This window comes from Synechococcus sp. H55.8, from assembly GCF_047462375.1.
Classification (GTDB): Bacteria; Cyanobacteriota; Cyanobacteriia; order Thermostichales; family Thermostichaceae; genus Thermostichus.
Map to the genome: position 1 here is coordinate 1 of NZ_JANSJC010000049.1, position 4,318 is coordinate 4,318.

6 protein-coding genes are annotated in these 4,318 nt (G+C 48.6%); all 6 read left to right on the top strand.

Translation table 11 applies throughout. The features are described 5' to 3' along the window. The first annotated feature begins 171 nt into the window (after positions 1 to 171). Genes NW862_RS12590 through NW862_RS12615 form a run of 6 tightly spaced genes read left to right on the top strand, consistent with a single transcriptional unit; the run spans position 172 to position 4,189 of the window. Positions 172 to 2,697 (top strand): dynamin family protein, encoded by a 2,526-nt coding sequence (locus NW862_RS12590; protein ID WP_414427242.1) that lies wholly within the window; start codon positions 172 to 174, stop codon positions 2,695 to 2,697. 39 nt (positions 2,698 to 2,736) lie between these two features. Further along, positions 2,737 to 3,171 (top strand): KGK domain-containing protein, encoded by a 435-nt coding sequence (locus tag NW862_RS12595; RefSeq protein WP_414348924.1) that lies wholly within the window; start codon positions 2,737 to 2,739, stop codon positions 3,169 to 3,171. Between the two features lie 35 nt (positions 3,172 to 3,206). After that, entirely contained in the window at positions 3,207 to 3,569 is a 363-nt protein-coding gene (locus tag NW862_RS12600; protein WP_414348923.1) for a KGK domain-containing protein, read from the top strand. Positions 3,570 to 3,614: 45 nt separating this feature from the next. Further along, positions 3,615 to 3,776 carry a hypothetical protein gene (locus NW862_RS12605; RefSeq protein WP_414348922.1) on the top strand — a complete coding sequence of 54 codons (162 nt, stop codon included), beginning with the start codon at positions 3,615 to 3,617 and terminating at the stop codon, positions 3,774 to 3,776. 26 nt (positions 3,777 to 3,802) lie between these two features. Beyond that, entirely contained in the window at positions 3,803 to 3,931 is a 129-nt protein-coding gene (locus NW862_RS12610) for a hypothetical protein (protein ID WP_414427243.1), read from the top strand. Between the two features lie 3 nt (positions 3,932 to 3,934). Continuing rightward, positions 3,935 to 4,189: an HNH endonuclease gene (locus tag NW862_RS12615; RefSeq protein ID WP_414348921.1), complete on the top strand. Its 255-nt coding sequence runs from the start codon at positions 3,935 to 3,937 to the stop codon at positions 4,187 to 4,189. The last annotated feature ends 129 nt before the right edge of the window (positions 4,190 to 4,318 follow it).

The following is a 4,318-nucleotide window of genomic DNA, read 5'->3' on the forward strand; positions in this document are numbered from 1 at the left end:
CAAAAAACCGCATCTTCGAGATCATCGCTAAGCCCGGCGTTCCCAGGCGGGAGTGGAGTGACCTCTTTGCCCTAGCAAGCTAGGGCCCCGTCGGAAGAAAAGTAGTATAGGGATCTCACGCCCGAGGCTGAGGGCGTTATAATCTCCCCAGCCCTAGCGGAGGTCCCCGAGATGGCTGTGCAACTCTTGCCTCAGTGTGAGAACTTACGGGAGCATGTTGAAACGATTCTAAACCTTTGGCAGCAGGATCCCACGCTCTCAGCAAAGCAAGATACAACCCGAGTTCAGGCTTCACTGAGCAAGGCTATTTCTCCAACTTTTGAGATTGTCTTTGCCGGTGCTTTTAGCGCTGGCAAGTCGATGCTGATCAACGCCTTGTTAGAAAGGGAGCTTCTCTATAGCGCTGAAGGACACGCCACAGGGACAGAGTGCTACATCTCCTATGCAGAGCCTGACGCCGAGAGGGTAGTACTCACCTTCCTCAGCGAGCGGCAGGTGCAGGAACAGATGGCTGCCTTCTGCACTCGCCTAGGCTTGACCCTACCCAGCGGCAACAACCTAGAGGAAGTCACCCTCAATCGCCTAAAAGAGCAGGCTGAGGCCATTGTTCAGCAGGAGGGCGGCAAAAGTAAGTCGGAACGAGCAAAGCAGGCAGATGCGCTGCGCTTATTAATTGAAGGTTTCCAGCAAAACCGCGCCAGAATTCACCCAACCGAAAACAGAGTATTTTCGATGGAACAGCTTAACCTTGGCAACCTAAGAGAAGCGGCCAGTTTTGCGCGGCGCGGTGCCAATAGTGCAGTTCTGCGGAAGATTGAGTACTACTGCCATCATCCTCTATTAGAAGACGGAAACGTTATTGTCGATACCCCTGGAATTGATGCTCCGGTTAAAGCGGATGCCGAGCGCACCTATCAAAAAATTGCCGATCCAAACACTTCCGCAGTTGTCTGTGTCCTCAAGTGTGCTACAACAGGTGAGCTGACTAAAGAAGAAACAGAACTCATTGAGCACATCCAAAGTAGCGAAAGTATTCGCGATCGAGTTTTTTATGTGTTCAACCGCATTGATGAAACTTGGTACAACTCCCAGCTAAGGCAGAGATTAGAGACCATCATTGACCAGCAGTTTCGTCAAGCCCGCCTATTTAAAACTAGTGCCCTGCTTGGCTTCTACGGCTCGCAGATCAGGGAAACGACTCGAGAAACAAGGTTTGGTCTGGATACCATTTTTGCAGAAAGTATAAAAGAGCTAGGTGGCAGAGAGCAGACACCTCAATTTATTAGCGAATTTGTCAAGTACTGTAGCTCCTCAGGCAGGCTTGTGGGATCCCCCTTCCGCCCTTCGGTGCACGGCTATGAGACTCCTATCGATAACTACGTTCGAATTCTAAGCGAGTGGGGCAAGCCCTTGATTGAGTACATGATCAAAGATAGCGGCATAGAAGAATTTCTCAGTGGGATTACTCGCTATTTGAAGGAAGAAAAGCGCCCGCAGTTGTTTATAGCTCTTGCCGATGACCTGCAGCCTCTGTGTATTGAGCTCAGAAAGTCCTACCTAGATCTTTATGGAGACCTAGACAGCCAACCCAGAGAAGTCGATAGCATGATTGCCCATGAGTTAATGCTTATTAATCAGCAGTTGAATAGGATTGGTCAAGAGTTTGATGAACACATTCAAACTATGGTTAGTGAAATTATCGACGGAACGGATAAAGAGTTTGAGTATGACTTCCGAAGGCTGCAGGCCAAGATGGTGCGTAGGCTGGATGAGCTTCTGGACACATTCTCAATAGATAGTGCCTATAGCCAAGCTGTTCGCATCCACCACCGTAACTCCACAGCTCCCTTTTTGGCTGTGCTGGTTGAGGCCCTTTACTACCTATCGAATCACCTAGAGGATATACTGGTCGAGTCTGCCACCACAGTTGTGGAGAACTCCTTCCGGCGGATTATCGATCGGGTACGCAGTGCAGACTACTACAAGCAGTTGTTTCGCCTACTGGGATCCGACGGTGATCTAGAGAAAAAACTACTAGAGGTTAAGGAAAAAGTTTGCACTGCATTAGTCAGCGGCGCTCGAAAAGAGTGCGATCGGTATCTAAGAGAAAGTCCTCGCTTCTATGACGAGGGCACTTTCTCCATTTACCAGTTCCGGGAAGTTTTAAAGCAAACATCTCAGTCCTACGATATTTCCGCTATTCGAGATGCGGAGCCGGGGATCCGGCAATTGCTGAAGCTTGACTTTGAGCCCAAAGTCAGCCAGACAATACGCTCTAACTTCCGGCAAGAAACCAACAATACCCTCAAGACTCAGCTCTTGCCCGTTGCTAAGGAAGTGGCTGATGAAATTCTGCAAAAGTATCCCGAAGCAAAGCAATTTATGGAAGCGACACTTAGAAAGGAAGCAGAAGAAAGAATTACCTTAAACCAACAGCGTCTAAGGGATCTAGAAGCAAAGATCGATAGCTACAACCAAGCCGTTTCTGGGATTAACCTATGCTTACAGGCTATGGGCCTAGGTCGTGAACTTTTGCCCTCGATTTCTTTACTGAAACCTTCTTCGACCGGTGAATTAGCTGACAGCTCAGCAGGTTCTTCCGAGCAGCCAGCGAGCGAAAGTGAGCCGAGTGATGAGATCTCTGACTTAGGTAAGATTTTCCCCGAGCTGGACAGCATACTTGACGATCTGAGATAAAGCAGTTTGTTTCTCCCTACTATTTGAGGAGGTGAAGTTTTGTTACCTAAGTCCCTGCCCTTGCAGCAATGCTTAGAAGGGGTTCTCTCCATAGGGGAGAAAACTTTCAAGGTTGCTAGCCTGGTCAAAGCTGCCCAAGAGGATTTGGCCAAAAAGGAAGAGCTCAATCGCTTGTTTATTGCAGCCTTGAGATCCTCGGGGATCCTCCCAGCGGAAAACCTGATTAGTATTGCCAGTAGCTTTCTTCCTCCTATTCCTATTCCTCCCGGATCTGAAGAAAAGTTAGAAAAGTTACTGCAAGAAACCAAGTGGTTTGATCAGGGCCTTACCTGTCAGCTCTTGGTACCGGGTAAGAAGGAGTGGGAGAAAGGTAGGGTCAGATTGCGGATCACTGTAGAGTTTGAGCCAGAGCGTACGAGCTCAGAAAGTAGCGATGGATCCCCTCTAGATGACCTTCGCACAGACAAGGAGTAGCTTAAGTTAGCGGGATGCATTAGGAGGCTGGGTCAGTGTCAAGCAACGATCAACCTCAGGATCGCTTTGTCGAGATAGATGCTTCTCCAAGCACCGTCATTGATATAGGAGGACGCCTGATCTACTCAAAAGAGTTTATTGGGGCTTGCTTAGAAAGTGCTTATGATAACTTTGGATCTCGTTTATCTGACAAACTTAGAGCCAGAAACATTTCATTTAACTATGGCTCGGTTAATTTTGGCAAAATAACTGATGCGAGAGGGATCCCTGCTAAACTTTTACGTCCTGGCTTGCCATGGATTGCCGGCAGAGTTAGGGTAAGGCTAGTAGCAGTAGTTGAGTTTGAGCCAGAAGATCCAGAATTAGCAAGCAGTGAATCTCCTCTGGATGCCTTTTGAAAAGACGCTGGTTAGCCAGGCCTGTAAGCACTAGGAAGCAAGACCATGGCCGATTCGGTACTTCTCAAAGCAGATGACAAAGAAACTGCCGTTGCGATTGGCGACCAAATTTATTTTCCTAGCGTTTTGCACAGTGCAATTTTGATTACCTTCTTGCAGATATCGCACGAACAAATGGCCACCTTCGCTGCAAAAAAGATTACGTAGAAATTGTAGAGGGAGTAAAATCCCGAATCTTACAGCCTAGAAAGGATTGGTCTGAGGGAAAGGTATCCCTTAAAGTTTGTCTCGAGTTTACTCCCGATAGTCCATCCCGAAATTCTGAAGAGAATCTAGATATTTTTCGCGCTACAGGTGAGTAGTGAATGAAAGAGAAAAAACCTGGTGAGAGGATCCCGATCCCAGCATCTGTGCGGGAGTATGTCTTCCAAAGGGATGGCTTCCGCTGCCGCAGTTGTGGCAAATCGCCCCCAGAGGTGCAGCTTCAGGTTGATCACATCGTCCCCCTTGCCCAGGGCGGCAGCAACGACATCAGCAACTTGCAAACCCTGTGCAAAGTCTGTAATCAGCGCAAAAAGGACAGGTGGGATCCCCGCTTTCGCCGCCGTTTCGATCTCTAGGGAGCTGAGACCTACCTCAAACAACAGACGGAAAGCCTATCCCTAACCCCCCTCTCCCTCAGAGGGGTTGGGGGTGAGGGCAGCAGCGCGAAGTGCTTGGGTAGGTGGCAAAGTGAAAGTGTTTGAATT

What these genes read in the sequence shown, in the direction of transcription:
- NW862_RS12605 (WP_414348922.1), top strand. Translation starts at nt 3,615, where the DNA reads ATGGCCGATTCGGTACTTCTCAAAGCAGATGACAAAGAAACTGCCGTT.
- NW862_RS12615 (WP_414348921.1), top strand. Translation starts at nt 3,935, where the DNA reads ATGAAAGAGAAAAAACCTGGTGAGAGGATCCCGATCCCAGCATCTGTG.
- NW862_RS12590 (WP_414427242.1), top strand. Translation starts at nt 172, where the DNA reads ATGGCTGTGCAACTCTTGCCTCAGTGTGAGAACTTACGGGAGCATGTT.